Source organism: Cupriavidus sp. KK10 (assembly GCF_018223725.1).
GTDB classification, from domain to species: domain Bacteria; phylum Pseudomonadota; class Gammaproteobacteria; order Burkholderiales; family Burkholderiaceae; genus Cupriavidus; species Cupriavidus necator.
The window spans coordinates 599,626-614,997 of sequence record NZ_CP073678.1; the positions used below are offsets into that span (position 1 = coordinate 599,626).

Sequence of the window (15,372 nt, forward strand, 5' to 3'; positions counted from 1 at the left end):
CCCCTGAACCCGGCCGGAGATGAACATGCCCACTACTATCCCCGCCGTTTCGCTTCGGGACCTGCGCGTGACATTCTCGGGCGGCGGAAAGACCATCCAGGCCGTCAATGGCGTGTCGCTCGACGTTGCCCCTGGAGAAGCCGTCGCACTGATCGGCGAGTCCGGTTCCGGCAAGAGCGTGACCCTGCGCGCGCTGATGCGTCTTCACCCGCCGCGCCGCACGACGATGACCGGTGACATCCGGGTCGAAGGCCAGGACGTGCTGAGCCTCGACAAGCGGGCCCTGGCGCGCCTGCGCGGCGGCACCGTCGCGATGGTGTTCCAGGAGCCGCTGCTGGCGCTGGATCCGGTCTACACCGTCGGCCAGCAGATCATCGAGTGCATCCGCACGCATCGCAAGGTATCGAAGGCCGAAGCCCAGGCACTCGCGCTCAAAGCGCTGGAAGCAGTGCGAATCCCGAGTCCGGAGCGCCGGCTGGCCGCCTATCCCCACGAAATGTCCGGCGGTATGAGGCAGCGTGCGATGATCGCGCTGGCGCTTTCCGCGCAGCCGAAGATCCTGCTAGCCGACGAGCCCACCACGGCGCTCGACGCCACTGTGCAGATCCAGGTGCTGATCCTGCTGCGCGAACTGCAACGCGAACTGGGCCTGTCGATCCTCTTCGTCACGCACGACATCGGCGCCGCGGTGGAAATCGCCGACCGCGTGGCTGTGATGTACGGTGGGCGCATTGTCGAGGAAGGTCCCATCCGCACGCTGATGCGCGAAGCGCGCCACCCGTACACGATCGCGCTCCTGCAAAGCCGCCAGCACGGCATGCATCGCGGCGAGCGGCTGCCGTCCATCGGAGGCGCGCCGCCCGATCTCGCGGCATTGCCGCCAGGCTGCACTTTCGCGCCGCGCTGCCCGCGCGCACGCGCCGAATGCCTGGCCGACGTGCCCCGCGCGGTGCCGCTCGGCAACGGCCACCACGTAAGTTGCACCCTCGTTTCCGCACCCGCTGCGGCCGAGGCCGCCGCCTGAGCCCCTCAGGCTTCCTGCATTCACCGGTAAAAGGAACCCGAAAGCCATGAGTCTGGCCACCCATCCGTCCCGCGCCTTCCTGCCCTACCCCGAGGCGCCTGTTCCCAATGCGGCGCAGGGCCCGCTGAGCGGGCTGACGTTCGCGGTCAAGGACCTGTTCGACGTAGCCGGATACCCGACCGGCGGCGGCAACCCGCATGTGCTGGCGCGCTCCGGCATCAAGACAGCCACAGCGCCGACGGTGCGCAGGCTGCTCGATGCCGGTGCCGCGTTCCTCGGCAAGGTCCATACCGATGAACTCGCGTTCTCGATGAACGGCCAGAACTATCACTATGGCGGCCCTTACAACGGCGCCGCGCCCGACCGCATCACCGGCGGGTCCTCGTCAGGATCGGCATCCGCGGTCTCGCACGGCCTGTGCGATTTCGCGCTCGGCACCGACACAGGTGGCTCGGTCCGTGCGCCTGCCAGCCACTGCGGCCTGTTCGGCATCCGGCCCTCGCACGGCCGCGTCTCGCTGGACCTGTGCATGCCGCTGAGCGAGTCGCTCGATACCTGCGGCTTCTTTGCGCGCGATATCGGTACGTTCATCCGCGTCGCCGACGTACTGCTCGGCAACGACAGCCAGCCCCTGCCCGCTACGCCGAAACTGCTGCTGGCATCGGACCTGTTCGAACTGCCAACGCCCGAAGCACGTGCGGCGCTCGCGCCGACCGTCGCGCGCATCGAATCCATACTCGGCAAGGCCATGCCTGTCGACGTGGCAGACCGCCCGCTGTCCGAGCTGTATTGGGCCTTCCGCTACGTGCAAGGCTGGGAAGCATGGCAGGCCGACGGCGCGCTGATCGAGGACTATGGGCTGCAGCTTGGCCCCGACGTGACCGGGCGGTTCCAGTTCAGCAAGGGCGTCACGCCGGCCCAGTTCGAACAGTCCGGCACGATCCGCCTCGCGTTCACTGCGCATCTGGGCCGGCTGCTCGGGCAGGACAGTATCCTGGTGTTGCCTACCATGCCCGACATCGCCCCCCTGCGGACCATGCCGATGGAAGCCCTCGAAAACTATCGCACGGCCGCCGCGCACTCGCTGTGCCTGACGCCGCTGACCGGGTTCCCGCAGCTGAATCTTCCGCTGTCGGGCCGACAGGGCGCGCCCCTCGGCATTTCCCTGCTTGGACCGAAGGGGAGCGACCGCAGCCTGATCGCCGTGGCCGAAATGCTGATGACCGCGCTCGCCTGAGATACGCTCTTCGATACGCTTTCCGACGCGCCCCTTCACGACAGGCCCGACATGACCCGACATGACCCGACTTCGCATCACCCCCGCCGGCTACCAATCCACCCAAGATAAGCCGCCAAGAAAAATCGCAATTTTCGCCAAGAACGCTTGACAGGTGACGAGGTTCGAGGGGCCGCCGCCCTGCTTGCGCTGGCTGTTTAGCGCAAGCAGGGCGGCGGCCAATAGAAGATCGTTTCTCGATCCTCGCTTGGCTCTGATGCCCCTGTCTGATCTGTTCGCTACGCTTACCCAATATCTGCACACCCAGGTCTTTCGCGATCTTGCCCGTCATGCCGAATATCCGGCTGCATTCACCCGTCAGCGTAAGCTCACCCTGCCAACACTGATCACCTTTATGCTTGGCAACTTGCGCATGGGGGTACAAGCCGAACTCGATCAATTCTTCGCCGCACTCGCCCGCCAAAATACCTTGTGCCGAGGCGTCAGTGAACAAGCGTTCGCCCAGGCTCGCAGCAAACTCAGCGGCGATGTCTTTGCTCACCTCAACGACTGGCTGCTTCAGCAAGTGTCCAAACATTTGCCGCGCTGGCATGGCTTTCGGCTGGTCGCCGCGGACGCCTCACACTTGCGTTTTGCCATCCGCCACAGCCATCTCCCTCGAGCCGCCACCCGCGATCAACTCGCCTTCGGCCTGTACCTGCCCGAGGCCGAGATCATGCTCACCGCCTCATTGCACAGCGTGCACGAGAACGAACGCCAGATCCTGTTCGAGCATCTGGACCGCCTGCAATCCGACGACTTGCTTCTCCTCGACCGCGGCTACCCCGCTCGCTGGCTGGTGGCCGTGCTCAACCAACAAAGCATTCCTTTCTGCATGCGCGCAGACGGCAGCGGCTTTGCTGCCGTACAGCGCTTTGTGCGCTCTGGCCGTGACGAGGCCATCGTCAGGCTCCCGGCTCCAGCCCGCATCGACGCGCGCGACTATGAGTGTGCGGCTACCCCGCAGACCGTTCGGCTGATCCGGCAGATCTCGCCAGCCGGCAAGGTGCGCGTGCTCATCACCAATCTGCTCGACATGCAGCGCTATCCGGCGGCCACCTTCCGCGATCTCTACCATCAACGCTGGCGCCTCGAGGAGGCGTTCAAACGCCTCAAGCACCGCATGGCACTCGAACATCTGTCCGGCCTCTCACAGTTGGCCGCCAGGCAGGACTTCGGCGCCAAAATCCTCAGCGACAACCTGCACGCCCTATGCTGCCTCAGCGCCGCGCAGGAACATGAAATTGACTCGGACCATCGCATCAACCGAACCTTTGCCATCACCGCTCTCAAACCTGTCCTGTCAGCGGCGCTGCTCGGCTTGCGCTGGGCCAAGGCTGCTCTGAATGAGACCTTGGCCTTGATCGCAACACGTACCCATCGCGTGCGACCGGATCGCGCTAAGCCACGCCCGCCTCGCCACAAACCTCATCGACATGCTACTTACAAGGCTTTTTGATGCCTATTTGGGCGGTGCTTATCTTGGGTGGATTGCCCCCCCCCCCCGCGCACTCCCTATTTCTTAATAGCGTGATTGTTCCGCTGGCATTTGCATTAGGCTCGGTGAGGGTCCTCCAGCCGATCCACGTAATCCTGAGCCCACAGAATTGCATGCCCCTGTGCGTCCTCATTTCTCTTGTAGAGCCCGAGCACCTCCGACTCCATGAGAACGTGGCGATCTTTGGTCACGCGCCCCAAGGATGCAAATTCCCGACTCCCAGCAGGTTTTGCGAATCCCTCGATAATGTATCCTCGATACTTCTCGATAGACATGGTTGGTCTCCCTCCAATCGATACCCGAGGGCGCGCCGTCGCTCATTGAACGGGCCCTGGCTAGCACACAGAGCAATGCACCTGCTTGGCAGCCTTTCGCCGTTGGTCCTGGCGAACCTACGCCCCGCCTCGCCAGCGAACTGCGCCTCGGCCCCAACAGCTTCAGATTCTGTAATCCAGCACCTTGACAGCAACGCTTGCAAATGCTGTGTTTAAGCGCGATCTGTCGCAAGAATATATTCCCTAAACCCCTTCAGCGGCCAGCTTCTCCAAAATTGCGCGCTGTTCTTGAATGCAACAGCGTCAGATATAATGCCTGACGCACGCTTGTCCCGAACTCTGTCTCCATGCTGAAAGTCGCTGCAACGCTGGGAGTGTGGGTGTCGCCTCACACGACGGCAACTGGCGCGTCGACCGGGAAGAACACGGAAGTCGCGACGCCAAAGCGAGCGGCCAGCGCCCGGATCTGGCGCACGTTGAGTTCGCGGCGTCCGTTCAGGACTTCCGAAACCACGCCTTGGCTTCCGATTTCGGGCACTTGTGCCTGCGTGAGATGGTGCTGCTCCATCAGGAATCGCAAGGCATCCACGCCGGTCACCTCGGGGAAGGCGTAATGATCCTCGTCGTAGTCACCAATCAGCTCACCGAGCGTCGCGACCAGATCCGCCAGCGGATGCGCTTCGTCTGCCGCGCCCGCGTCCAGCAGGGCATTCATGGCGGCAACGGCCGCATCGTAGTCGCCTTCCGTGCGAATGGGGTGCAGGGGTACGACTTCGGACAGCGCGCGGAAGTGATCGGTCAGGGCAGCCACATTCAAGAGGGCTTCCATTTGTCGTACTCCTTGTGAGTTAAGACTTCGCGCACATAGAGCATCTGGCGGTCGAAGTGAATTGCGGTGATGAGGCGATATTTATTGCCACCGATGTCAAAGATATAAAAATTTCCCACACGATCCGTAGCGTTGAAAGTTGCCTTCAAGTGGGCGAAGCTTCCGAAGTTGGTGGCCTCGACCAGTTTGCGCCAAGCCTGTAAGGGAACATTGGCATCCGGATATCGGGCCGCGAAATCCACCAGGGCTTTGTTAGAGATTACGCGCATACCCGCAGTATATCTCAAATTGAGATTGATCGCACGTGGAGCGGCGCTGCTGCGGGCCAACCTTGGTCAGCAGGACGCTGGTACCTGCACTATGTCCGATCAAGACCCAGGCGGAAATGCTCCACGCTCTGCCCAGCGTTGACCGCCCGCCGCAGCCAGTCCGGCATCTCCCCTGCCCCGTCGTCCGCGCTGCGGTAGCGCACGGCCGTTGGCGCCGCCTCGGTCCGTCCTACCGGCGCGAAGCAACTGGCCGCCACCAGGTCAGCAAGGGTCAAGCCGTGCCGCGCCAATTGTGTGCGCACCCACAGCACGGCCCCGCCCCGGCGGCGAGCGGGTCGAAGTGGGGGACAGGTGGCTCACGACTATGTACCCCCTACACTGCCGCCCGCGCCTTCCCCGTCCGCAGCACATCCCGCCGCCCCCCCTCGGGCGCTCTGATGTAGCGGGGGCCTGCCGCCGCACTGGCAAGATGCGGGGCCGATCCCCGCGACTGCCTGCCGCCATCACCGATTCCGCTGATGACAGACCTCCTTACATTTGCGCTTTTTTGATCACTTATGGTATGACCATACCGGAAAAACATCTTTTTGCAGCGCTGATGTCCTACGTGGCCTGACCGTCAACGTTCTATAGCAGGTGTTACCGCTCGATCATGGTAAGCGTCCGAGCGAGGCCGTCCTTGACGAGGCGCTGTAGTGGGCAACTGATCAGCGACGGCCCACGGCAGGAGATCGCTCACGCGATTGACCGGATGGTCGGCAATGCGAGAGATGACGTAGCGCAGATAAGCCTCAGGATCGAGGCCGTTGAGTTTGGTGGTCGCGACCAGTGTGTAGATCGCGGCGCCTCGCTCGCCACCGCTGTCAGAGCCGAAGAAGTTCTTGCGGCCGATCGCTCAGGCAAGCAGGTGGCGACCGGACTGAAGGTGGGGGCGTCGCCCTTACATTGCCGACAGGGATACAGCCTGGGGCCATCAATTAACATCCATCCAAATGGCGAGCGAAGGCCGAGCCGATGGTGCCCCTTGCATGCCAGACGCGCACCGCACGTGCGGCAAACACTGGTCCGGGCAACCGCCTCGGCAACCTGTGCCGCGACCATCGTGCGCTGTAACTGACCCAGCAATGATTTTGACTCCACCTGATGCAGGCCCAGCGATCCGGCATTGGATCAGCAATTGCCGGGCGACCGGCCCATGCCCCGGCACGACCGATACGCCTCCCGAAATGAACGGGTGAAAGCCCGTTGACGGTGCGGCTGTGCGAGCGCGATGCCCTGGCGGATCTGCCGGTGCTGCTGCGCCTGGTGGATCAGGGAAAGGCTCAGGTCAGCGAGAAGACATCGCTGCCGGGCACGGTGACGCTGCGTTTGTTGTGCGGGCAACTGTCCGGTAGCGACTACTACTCCGACGACGCGGGCGCCGAGCGGCTCTTTCGTGCGGACGTCATGAAAAGTCATTTGGTTAGAGCTTCTAAGCGCGTATGCTGGAACTGCCACCTTGGCAAGCAACGCACTAGGAGCAATCCATGGCCAAGAGTCAACTACGCAGCACTCGCGAAGCGAAAAAGCCCAAGCAGCCCAAGAAGCCGTCAGTGCCGGCAACCCCGTTCAGCACGGTTCATTCGAGGGTTGGGAACGAAGGTGTCGCCAAGAAGAAGACGTAAATTGGTTGGCCGCGGACACGCGGCACAGTGATCACACGCAACTTGTAACGTTCACCGCAGGGAATTGATATCTCTACATTGAAAGCGCAGACCGCTTCGGGAGGCGCATCATGATCCATCACAACACGGACCCCACTTTTCGCGGGCTTCCGCTCACCGCCGAGCAAGACTCGGAAATTCGTCACTACCTGAACAGGAAGGCCAGGCTGGGCAAGCCATGGAATACCCCCGAGCTGCGCGGGATGCTTGAGGACATGCTGCTGCCGCCGACTACCGAGGACGACAGCCAGAGCGACATCCCGCGCGACGCGTTGGCCGCCGCGGAGCGTGCAGCCGCGTTTGTCGACCAGGATATGGAGCCAATCGAGGCGTATGAGGAATTGCATGCTGCAATGGAAGGAGATACGCACTAGCGCTAAGGACAGGATGCGCGGATCTCATCGAGGCTGCGGGCATGCTTCGGCAAGGCCCACCAGGCAAGCCGGATACATGCATGCAGACCGTTTCGACATCACGAACAAGAAGCTTGCAAAAGGCGTCGGGTCCATACATGCAGGAAAAGAACGATCACCCCGATATCCCCTCCACAGGCTGCCATTTGCCGTCTTGATCGAGCATTTCCGAGTATTCGCATGCTGCCATCGATGCCAAGCCCTCAAATGAACAAGGACCCCCGAAGGAGCCCTTGTCAGTAACTTTTCTGTTTCGAGGTCAGTTACAACCCAAGGCGGCTGTTAGGCGGCCAATGCGAACTTTTCGTCGTTAGCATTTACTTCGATTTAGTTTTAACGTCTTCTCTGACGAGTTGCCTCACGACCCTATCTCCCCCTGTCGAAACCAGGTCAGGCCCATCAGAAGCGCACTGCCCGTGCAATGTGCTTCTGGTGGACCTGGGCGGAATCGAACCGCCGTCCAGAAGGCCTTCAAGAAGAAGGTTTACAACCATTACCGGGAACCTTGCGGCACCCGACCATGCAGATTCTACGCCTCCTGCCGGCAGCGTCAAGGCAGTTTGCGTGCGGCTCTCACCGACTCGAGCTTCATGTGGGGACGCAAGGCCGAACAGATTCAGCAGGAGGCTGCACTCGATGGCCTGTACGTGGTGCGTACGAGCCTGCCGGCAACGGACCTGTCGGCTGAGGCGGCCGCGGCGGCCTACAAGGGGCTGGCGGTGGTGGAGCGGGCCTTCCGTTCGCTCAAGACGGTCGATCTGCAGGTGCGCCCCGTGTTCCATTGGAACGCCGCGCGCGTGCGCGCTCACGTCTTTCTGTGCATGCTCGCTTATTACGTCGAGTGGCACATGCGCGAGACGTTAAAGCCGATGCTGTTTGACGATGAATACGTCGAGCTCGCGCGTGCGGCCCGGCCTTCGCCAGTGGCCAAGGCACGACGCTCGGACCAGGCGAAAGCCAAGGACGCCACCAGGCTTGGCGAGGACGGCTTGCCGGTGCACAGCTTCCGCACGTTGCTCGATGATCTGGCCACGCTCGCGTACAACGTCTGTCACACACCCCTGAACCCGCAAGCAAAGATCGTCATGATCACGCGGCCGACCCCCATTCAAGAAAAGGCCTTCCGCCTCCTCAACATCAGCCCCGTCGCCTGTACCCAGTAATCGACTCGCTCGCGAGCACATAACCGCGAGCAATCAAAGCGTTATGCGCGCCGCGTGCTCAAAGTTCGGTCTAACGTATCCACTGTGCTAAGCGACGCAGGCTGTGAGTGGCGTGATGTGATAAAGGTGACAGTATTCCTCACCGACATGAGTAACTACGACAGCTTCAACACCACTTACGCCGAGTACCTTGGCAGCATGCTCCCCGCTCGTTCCTGCGTGGCCGTCGCGAGCCTCCCGCGGGGTGCTGCTGTCGAAATCGAAGTGGTTGCACGACGAACCGGTGCATGATGACGTGGGCAACGGTGGCAACGGTTTCGGCCCATTCGAGTTCGTACCTCCGGCCTCTCTAATCTTGGCTGTCGGTTGCGATTCGATATGGAGCTGTCCGCTGACGGTCTAAGTTCCGCAGTTCGCCCTCGGCCGGCGAAGGCTAGTGCCGGCCGATTCTCCGCTGTTCGCGCGGCCACAGGCTGAGGCCGTTCTTGGCCACGAGCCGCCGTCCACATATGTCATCGGTCGGACGTTCAGACGTCGGCTCAGCCCTGTAAACCTCACCGAAGGCTTCAACCGCTTCGTTACCTCCACGATTGCTGGTTGCTTCCGGCTGGAGCGGTTGCCGGGTGGGGCTTTCACCCACTGGAAAAGCGCCGCCTTGTCACGGCGCACGCCATGAAGCGTCATTCGCCTTCACCGACGCGTGGACGTTCGTGCGTCCGCTTCGCTCAAGCAACAGACCCTTGTTCGCAATCGTTTCTGTCGCCTCTGTGGCGCTTCGACACGCCTTCGTGTCCTGACGTCCGCGACAATCCGCGAGTGGCGCGCGATTGGCTGCGCCTCCGACATATATACACAAAAAGTGTCAATGACTAACAAATAATATATTGGACTTGATCTTGTTGCGACCATATTCTCCAGCAGACCCAACAACGGGCGCGGAAATGACTATGGCAAGCAATCTCATTCTTGAAACCGTCGGACTGAGGAAGGAATTCAAGGGATTTGTCGCCGTAAACGACGTCAGTCTCAAGGTCAGGCGTGGGCATATCCACGCGCTGATTGGTCCGAACGGTGCAGGCAAGACCACCTGCTTCAACCTCCTTACTAAGTTCCTGGATCCCACGCGCGGCACCATACGGTTCAACGGTGCCGAGATCACCGACGAAAAGCCGGCGCAGGTCGCACGCAGGGGCGTGGTGCGCTCCTTCCAGATCTCGGCGGTGTTTCCGCACCTGACCGTGCTCGAGAACGTACGTATCTCGCTGCAGCGCAGGCTCGGGATTTCCTTCCAGTTCTGGCGCTCGCCGAAAGTCCTCGCACCGCTCGATGACAGGGCCATGGCATTGCTCGCCGACGTCGGACTGGAGGACTTCGCCGACATGACGACCGCCGAGATGCCCTACGGTCGCAAGCGCGCGCTGGAAATCGCCACCACGCTGGCCCTCGACCCCGAGCTGATGCTGCTCGACGAGCCTACGCAGGGCATGGGCCACGAAGACGTTGACCGCGTCATGCAGCTCATCAAGAAGGTTTCGGCCAATCGCAGCATCCTGATGGTGGAGCACAACATGAAAGTGGTGTCCGGCATCAGCGACGCCATCACGGTGCTGGCGCGCGGCAGCGTGCTGGCCGAGGGCACATACGCGGAAGTCTCCGCCAACCCGCAGGTCATCGAGGCCTATATGGGCAGCGCTGATGCCGCGCTCGCTGCGCCGGGAGGGCATTGATCATGGCGACGGAATACCTGCGGGTCACCGACCTCCATGCCTTCTACGGCGAATCGCACATCCTGCACGGCATCGACTTGCTGGTGAACGAGGGAGAGTGCGTGACCCTGCTCGGCCGCAACGGGGCAGGCCGTACCACCACCCTGCGCGCCATCATGGGCCTGACGGGGCGGCGCGCCGGCTCGGTCATGATCGACGGCCGCGAGGCAATCGGCATGCCGGCCCATCGCATCGCGCGTCTCGGCGTCGGCTTTTGCCCGGAAGAGCGGGCGATTTATTCCAGCCTCTCGTGCGAGGAGAACCTCCTGCTGCCGCCGCAGGTGGGTGGCGGCGGGATGAGCCTCGACGAGATCTACGCGATGTTTCCCAACCTCCAAGAGCGGCGGCATAGCCAGGGCACGCGGCTCTCGGGCGGCGAGCAACAGATGCTGGCGATGGCGCGCATCCTGCGCACCGGGGCGCGGCTGCTGCTGCTGGACGAAATCTCCGAGGGACTGGCGCCGGTGATCGTGCAGAAGCTCGCCCAGGTCATCCGCGACCTCAAGGCGAAGGGCTACACGATCGTGCTGGTGGAGCAGAACTTCCGGTTCGCCGCGCCGCTGTCCGACCGCATGTACGTGGTGGAGCACGGCCAAATCGCCGCGGAGATCCACCAGCACGAGACTCACGAGAAGCAGCACCTGCTCCAGGAACTACTGGGTGTCTGAGACCGCTGCGGAGGAGACAACATGACAACGATTCTGGGAGTCCCGCTACAGGGGCTGTTGGGGCAACTCGTGCTCGGGCTGGTGAACGGCTCGTTCTACGCGATTCTCAGCCTCGGGCTTGCCGTGATCTTCGGCATGCTCAACATCATCAACTTTGCCCACGGCGCGCTGTTTATGGTGGGCGCATTCGTCGCCTGGGCGGGCCTGGAGTATCTCGGCATCAGCTACTGGTGGTCGCTGCTGGCGGCGCCGGCGCTGGTCGGGCTAGCGGGTATCGCCATCGAGCGCGGCCTGCTGCGGTGGCTGTACAAGCTCGACCACCTGTACGGGCTGCTGCTCACCTTCGGGCTGGCGCTCATTATCGAAGGCCTGTTCCGCTTCCAGTTCGGCGTCTCGGGACAGCCCTATTCGATTCCCGACGAGGTGGCCGGCGCCTTCAACCTCGGCTTCATGATCCTGCCGAAATACCGCGCGTGGGTCATCGGCGCCTCGCTCACAGTGTGCCTGCTGACCTGGTTCACGATCGAGAAGACCAGCCTCGGCGCCTACCTGCGCGCCGCTACCGAGAACCCAAGCATTACCCAAGCATTCGGCATCAACGTGCCGGTGATGGTGATGCTGACCTATGCCTTCGGCGTGGGCCTGGCCGGGCTGGCCGGCGTGCTGGCAGCACCGACGGGGCAACTAGGTCCGCTGATGGGGTCGAACCTGATCATCGTCGTGTTCGCGGTGGTGGTGATCGGCGGCATGGGTTCCATCCTTGGCGCGATCGTCGCCGGGCTGGGGCTGGGCGTGGTCGAAGGACTGACCAAGGTGTTTTATCCGGAGGCGTCGGCCACGGTGGTCTTCGTGATCATGGTCATCGTACTGATGGTTCGGCCGGCCGGCCTGTTTGGCAAGGAAAAGTGAGGTCGAGTATGAAAATGAGAAATCTTGGCTACGGAGTCCTGCTGCTGGGCGCGCTGGCGGCCCCGGCCGTGCTCTATCCGGTGATGCTGATGAAGGTGCTGTGCTTCGCCTTGTTCGCCTGCGCCTTCAACCTGCTGCTCGGCTATACCGGCCTGCTCTCGTTCGGCCATGCGGCGTTCCTCGGCACGGCGGCCTATATATCGGGCTACGGCATGAAGACCTGGGGGCTGACCCCGGAACTCGGCCTGCTGCTCGGCACGGCCGTCTCGGCTGCCGCGGGCTTTGTCGTCGGGGCGCTCGCTATTCGCCGGCAGGGCATCTACTTCGCGATGATCACGCTTGCTTTGGCACAGATGTTCTACTTCCTGTTCCTGCAGGCGCCGTTCACCGGCGGCGAGGACGGCATGCAGGCCATTGCGCGAGGCAGGCTGTTCGGCTTGATCGACCTGGCGTCGGACCTGCGCATGTACTACTTCGTGCTGGCGATCTTCCTGTCCTCCTTCTGGCTGATCCACCGCATCATCCATTCGCCTTTCGGCCAGATCCTGAAGGCGATCCGCGAGAACGAGGCGCGCACCACCTCGCTGGGCTACGACGTCGCGCGCTACAAGCTGCTGGCCTTCGTCCTCTCGGCGGGCCTGGCCGGCCTTGCCGGGGCCACCAAGACCCTTGTCTTTCAGTTTGCCACACTGACCGACGCGCACTGGCACACCTCCGGCGAAGTCGTGCTGATGACGCTGTTGGGCGGCCTTGGCACTGCCTTCGGCCCGGTGGTGGGCGCGGGCATCGTGGTCGCCATCCAGAACGCCTTGGCGGACAAGGTCGGTTCCATGATCACCGTGATCATGGGGAGCATCTTCGTCGTGTGCGTGTTGACGTTCCGCCGCGGCATCGTCGGCGAATTGAACGCGTTGTGCCAGAGCATCGTGGGCAACCGCCGCGGCCCGGCCCGCACCGCGCCACGCTGCCGCGTCGGCACCAAGTCATGACGAAACGCCCGCCGGAGCAGGCGTGCATGCCCGGCGCGTGGAAGGAAAGGCATGAAATCGAGCGCTGAACGGAACACCCCATATATATCCACACAGTAGAGGAGACACAGGATGAACAATCGCATCAAGCTGCTTTCGCTCGCCGCGTTGCTGGCGGCCTCGACGGCGCAGGCCGAGATCACGGACGGCGTGGTCCGGATCGGCGTGCTCAACGATCAGACCGGCGTTTATGCCGGGCTGGCCGGTCCCGGTTCGGTCTGGGCCGCGAAGAAGGCGGTCCAGGACTTTGCGCCCGAGAAGCACGGTCTGAAGGTGGAGATCGTGGCCGCCGACCACCAGAATAAGCCGGACGTCGGGGCGAGCATCGCCCGTCGCTGGTTCGACGTGGACAAGGTGGACGCTATCGTCGACGTGCCGACCTCGTCGGTCGTCCTGGCGGTCAACCAGGTGGCCAAGGAGAAGAACAAGGTGATGATTGTCACCGGCGGCGGCACCTCCGACCTCACCGGCAAGGCCTGCACGCCCAATGCGATCCACTGGGCCTACGACACGTGGGCACTGGCGAATGGGACGGGTAAGGCGGTTGTCAAGTCGGGTGGCAAGAGTTGGTTCTTCGTGACTGCTGACTACGCCTTCGGCCACTCGCTCGAACGCGACACCGAGGCCGTTGTCGTCAAGAACGGTGGCAAGGTCCTCGGCAAGGTCCGGCATCCTTTCCCGGGCAACGATTTCTCCTCCTACCTGCTTCAGGCTCAGGCCTCGAAGGCGCAGGTAGTGGGCCTGGCCAACGCCGGGGGCGACACCATCGGCGCGGTCAAGCAGGCCGCCGAGTTCGGCGTGACCGCCGGCGGTCAGAAGCTGGCAGGCCTGCTCGTCTTCAGCAGCGACGTCCAGGCGCTCGGCCTCAAGGCTGCCCAGGGCCTGTTGCTGAGCGAGACCTGGTATTGGGATATGACCGACGAGAACCGCAAGTTTGGCAAGGAATTCGCCGCTGCCAACAACGGCAAGTTCCCGACCATGGCGCAGGCGGGTACGTACTCGGCTGTGATCCACTACCTGAAGGCAGTAACGGCAATGAAGGCGGATGGCGACGGCGGCGCCGTGGTAGCGAAGATGAAGGCGATGCCCACCGACGACAAGCTGTTCGGCAAGGGCAGCATTCGCGAAGACGGCCGGAAGATCCACCCGCTCTATCTGTTCGAGGTGAAGACGCCGTCGGAATCGAAGTATGCGGGCGACTTCTACAAGCTCATCGCCTCCATTCCCGCCAACGAGGCGTTCCGGCCGATGGAAGATGGTGGCTGCCCGCTGGTTGGGAAGAAGACGTCATGAAGATCACCTGTCGCGAGACGACGCCCGAGGCAAGCGCCAGCTTCCTGGAGGCCATCGACCTCGGCATCGAAGGGCTGGACGACACCCTCACCGAGCGCAATGGCCGAGACCGCCCTGTTATCAGAACTTCCTCTCACGCCTGTTGCGGGCCGCCCTGGCCGACGGCAACTCGCTGGCGTTCGACCGCCACGTACGGCTGCTGCCTATTGCCGGCAGCCCGGCGCGACTGAACGTCCGCGCCATTCTCCGGCCCTCGCCAACGTTACAGCGGGCGAGGCCCGGGGGAACCTTCACAGCATGCTTTTCGCCGTCTCGATGAAAGCCGTCATCAGCGGCGTTGGGGTGCGCTGGCTATAGCCGAGCATGATCTCGACTGTTGGTTGCCGGCCTTTGATCGGCTTGTAGACGACGTGGTCGAACTTCATCTGCCGGACCGATGCCGGCACGAAGCCAATGCCCGCACCGGAGCTGACCAACCCGACCAGCGTGTAGACCTGCCCCACTTCAGACACGACCTTCGGCACGAAACCCGCCGACGCGCACATGCGCATGTTCATGGCGTGGAAGTCCGGCGCCGCCTCGGGCATGTACATGATGAAGGGCTCCTGCGCGCAATCCTTCAGCGAGATTGACTCCGCGTTCGCGAATGGGTGCCTTGCAGGCACAGCCAGCACGAACGGCTCTTCGAGAATGGTTTCCCACGTCACGTCCTCGAGGTCGGGCACGGGCCGCATGAAGGAGATATCCGCGTCACCCCGCCGCAGCGCTTCTGCCTGTTCGACGACCGGAAACCAGCGCAGCAGGATTTCCACGGAGGGAAAACGCTCCCGGTAGGCGCGCAGGATGGGCGGCAGCAACGTATAGGACGTGTGCTCGAAGAAGCCGACCGTCAGCCGGCCAGTCTCGCCGCGATGCGCGCGCTGCGTCTGGATGACCGCACTCTCGGTAGCGCGCAGGATCTGCCGCGCCTGCTCCAGGAAAATGCGACCCGCCTCGGTCAGCTCCACGTGCCGACGCGAGCGGTTCAGCAGTGTCACATCCATCTCTTCCTCGAGTTGGCGGATCTGCAGGCTCAGCGGCGGCTGGGCGATGTGCAGGCGCTCGGCCGCCCGCGTGAAGTTGAGTTCCTCGGCGACGGCGATGAAGTACCGGAGGTGGCGAAGGTCCATCGCTATATCCTGTAAGTATAAAAGAGCGATCAATTATATATTGGACACTAGTTTGCGCAATCCCTACGATTCCATGCATACCCCGCTCC

The 15,372-nt window shown here is 62.8% G+C and carries 15 protein-coding genes, 1 other RNA gene and 2 pseudogenes; 12 read left to right on the top strand and 6 right to left on the bottom strand.

Annotated features, from left to right (window positions below):
- The first annotated feature begins 25 nt into the window (after nt 1-25).
- The 3 genes from KB879_RS34095 (at nt 26) to KB879_RS34105 (ending at nt 3,759) form a co-directional block, all read left to right on the top strand.
- Nucleotides 26-1,024 (top strand): ABC transporter ATP-binding protein, encoded by a 999-nt coding sequence (locus tag KB879_RS34095; RefSeq protein WP_249221509.1) that lies wholly within the window; start codon nt 26-28, stop codon nt 1,022-1,024.
- A gap of 46 nt (nt 1,025-1,070) precedes the next feature.
- A complete protein-coding gene (locus tag KB879_RS34100; protein ID WP_211983976.1) occupies nt 1,071-2,261 on the top strand; it encodes an amidase in 1,191 nt (396 codons plus the stop codon).
- Nucleotides 2,262-2,517: 256 nt separating this feature from the next.
- On the top strand, nt 2,518-3,759 hold the full coding sequence (locus KB879_RS34105) for an IS4 family transposase (protein WP_211984271.1): 1,242 nt from the start codon (nt 2,518-2,520) through the stop codon (nt 3,757-3,759).
- Nucleotides 3,760-4,461: 702 nt separating this feature from the next.
- On the opposite strand, the gene KB879_RS34110 is transcribed toward KB879_RS34105, so the two are convergent.
- From KB879_RS34110 to KB879_RS39770, 4 genes and pseudogenes are all read right to left on the bottom strand, one after another.
- Nucleotides 4,462-4,902: a type II toxin-antitoxin system HigA family antitoxin gene (locus KB879_RS34110; RefSeq protein ID WP_153956716.1), complete on the bottom strand. Its 441-nt coding sequence runs from the start codon at nt 4,900-4,902 to the stop codon at nt 4,462-4,464.
- Nucleotides 4,887-5,231: a type II toxin-antitoxin system HigB family toxin gene (locus KB879_RS34115; protein WP_371827470.1), complete on the bottom strand. Its 345-nt coding sequence runs from the start codon at nt 5,229-5,231 to the stop codon at nt 4,887-4,889. Before KB879_RS34115 ends, KB879_RS34110 begins: the two co-directional genes overlap by 16 nt.
- A gap of 29 nt (nt 5,232-5,260) precedes the next feature.
- A complete protein-coding gene (locus tag KB879_RS34120; protein ID WP_371827471.1) occupies nt 5,261-5,446 on the bottom strand; it encodes a hypothetical protein in 186 nt (61 codons plus the stop codon).
- A gap of 344 nt (nt 5,447-5,790) precedes the next feature.
- A pseudogene (locus tag KB879_RS39770) lies at nt 5,791-6,066 on the bottom strand (transposase domain-containing protein); the annotation flags it as partial.
- Nucleotides 6,067-6,945: 879 nt separating this feature from the next.
- On the opposite strand from KB879_RS39770, the gene KB879_RS34130 reads away from it, so the two are divergent.
- Nucleotides 6,946-7,248, top strand: coding sequence for a hypothetical protein (locus KB879_RS34130; RefSeq protein WP_153956718.1), 303 nt, complete (start codon nt 6,946-6,948; stop codon nt 7,246-7,248).
- A 247-nt stretch (nt 7,249-7,495) separates the two neighbouring features.
- Here the strand turns inward: KB879_RS34130 and ssrA are convergent.
- Nucleotides 7,496-7,855: a transfer-messenger RNA gene (ssrA, locus tag KB879_RS34135) on the bottom strand.
- On the opposite strand from ssrA, the pseudogene KB879_RS34140 reads away from it, so the two are divergent.
- The 8 genes and pseudogenes from KB879_RS34140 to KB879_RS34175 form a co-directional block, all read left to right on the top strand.
- Nucleotides 7,809-8,450, top strand: a pseudogene (locus KB879_RS34140) (IS1634 family transposase); the annotation flags it as partial. The gene ssrA and the pseudogene KB879_RS34140 sit on opposite strands and share 47 nt — an antisense overlap.
- 84 nt (nt 8,451-8,534) lie before the next feature.
- A complete protein-coding gene (locus KB879_RS34145; protein ID WP_249221511.1) occupies nt 8,535-8,741 on the top strand; it encodes a RidA family protein in 207 nt (68 codons plus the stop codon).
- Between the two features lie 656 nt (nt 8,742-9,397).
- Nucleotides 9,398-10,177, top strand: coding sequence for an ABC transporter ATP-binding protein (locus tag KB879_RS34150; RefSeq protein ID WP_211983980.1), 780 nt, complete (start codon nt 9,398-9,400; stop codon nt 10,175-10,177).
- A 2-nt stretch (nt 10,178-10,179) separates the two neighbouring features.
- Nucleotides 10,180-10,884: an ABC transporter ATP-binding protein gene (locus KB879_RS34155; protein ID WP_211983981.1), complete on the top strand. Its 705-nt coding sequence runs from the start codon at nt 10,180-10,182 to the stop codon at nt 10,882-10,884.
- A 21-nt stretch (nt 10,885-10,905) separates the two neighbouring features.
- The gene (locus tag KB879_RS34160; protein WP_211983982.1) at nt 10,906-11,793 is read left to right on the top strand and encodes a branched-chain amino acid ABC transporter permease; all 888 of its coding nucleotides are present in this window, start codon (nt 10,906-10,908) and stop codon (nt 11,791-11,793) included.
- Between the two features lie 8 nt (nt 11,794-11,801).
- Entirely contained in the window at nt 11,802-12,782 is a 981-nt protein-coding gene (locus KB879_RS34165) for a branched-chain amino acid ABC transporter permease (protein WP_249221512.1), read from the top strand.
- 111 nt (nt 12,783-12,893) lie between these two features.
- A complete protein-coding gene (locus KB879_RS34170; RefSeq protein WP_211983983.1) occupies nt 12,894-14,114 on the top strand; it encodes an ABC transporter substrate-binding protein in 1,221 nt (406 codons plus the stop codon).
- Entirely contained in the window at nt 14,111-14,344 is a 234-nt protein-coding gene (locus KB879_RS34175) for a hypothetical protein (RefSeq protein ID WP_211983984.1), read from the top strand. The genes KB879_RS34170 and KB879_RS34175 overlap by 4 nt, the downstream gene beginning before the upstream one ends.
- 60 nt (nt 14,345-14,404) lie before the next feature.
- Here the strand turns inward: KB879_RS34175 and KB879_RS34180 are convergent, their stop codons facing one another.
- Complete coding sequence (locus tag KB879_RS34180; protein ID WP_115664331.1) at nt 14,405-15,283, bottom strand: LysR family transcriptional regulator; 879 nt, start codon at nt 15,281-15,283, stop codon at nt 14,405-14,407.
- Nucleotides 15,284-15,372 lie beyond the last annotated feature (89 nt).

What these genes read in the sequence shown, in the direction of transcription:
- KB879_RS34095 (WP_249221509.1), top strand. Translation starts at nt 26, where the DNA reads ATGCCCACTACTATCCCCGCCGTTTCGCTTCGGGACCTGCGCGTGACA.
- KB879_RS34100 (WP_211983976.1), top strand. Translation starts at nt 1,071, where the DNA reads ATGAGTCTGGCCACCCATCCGTCCCGCGCCTTCCTGCCCTACCCCGAG.
- KB879_RS34105 (WP_211984271.1), top strand. Translation starts at nt 2,518, where the DNA reads ATGCCCCTGTCTGATCTGTTCGCTACGCTTACCCAATATCTGCACACC.
- KB879_RS34110 (WP_153956716.1), bottom strand. Translation starts at nt 4,902, where the DNA reads ATGGAAGCCCTCTTGAATGTGGCTGCCCTGACCGATCACTTCCGCGCG.
- KB879_RS34130 (WP_153956718.1), top strand. Translation starts at nt 6,946, where the DNA reads ATGATCCATCACAACACGGACCCCACTTTTCGCGGGCTTCCGCTCACC.
- KB879_RS34150 (WP_211983980.1), top strand. Translation starts at nt 9,398, where the DNA reads ATGGCAAGCAATCTCATTCTTGAAACCGTCGGACTGAGGAAGGAATTC.
- KB879_RS34155 (WP_211983981.1), top strand. Translation starts at nt 10,180, where the DNA reads ATGGCGACGGAATACCTGCGGGTCACCGACCTCCATGCCTTCTACGGC.
- KB879_RS34160 (WP_211983982.1), top strand. Translation starts at nt 10,906, where the DNA reads ATGACAACGATTCTGGGAGTCCCGCTACAGGGGCTGTTGGGGCAACTC.
- KB879_RS34165 (WP_249221512.1), top strand. Translation starts at nt 11,802, where the DNA reads ATGAAAATGAGAAATCTTGGCTACGGAGTCCTGCTGCTGGGCGCGCTG.
- KB879_RS34170 (WP_211983983.1), top strand. Translation starts at nt 12,894, where the DNA reads ATGAACAATCGCATCAAGCTGCTTTCGCTCGCCGCGTTGCTGGCGGCC.
- KB879_RS34175 (WP_211983984.1), top strand. Translation starts at nt 14,111, where the DNA reads ATGAAGATCACCTGTCGCGAGACGACGCCCGAGGCAAGCGCCAGCTTC.
- KB879_RS34180 (WP_115664331.1), bottom strand. Translation starts at nt 15,283, where the DNA reads ATGGACCTTCGCCACCTCCGGTACTTCATCGCCGTCGCCGAGGAACTC.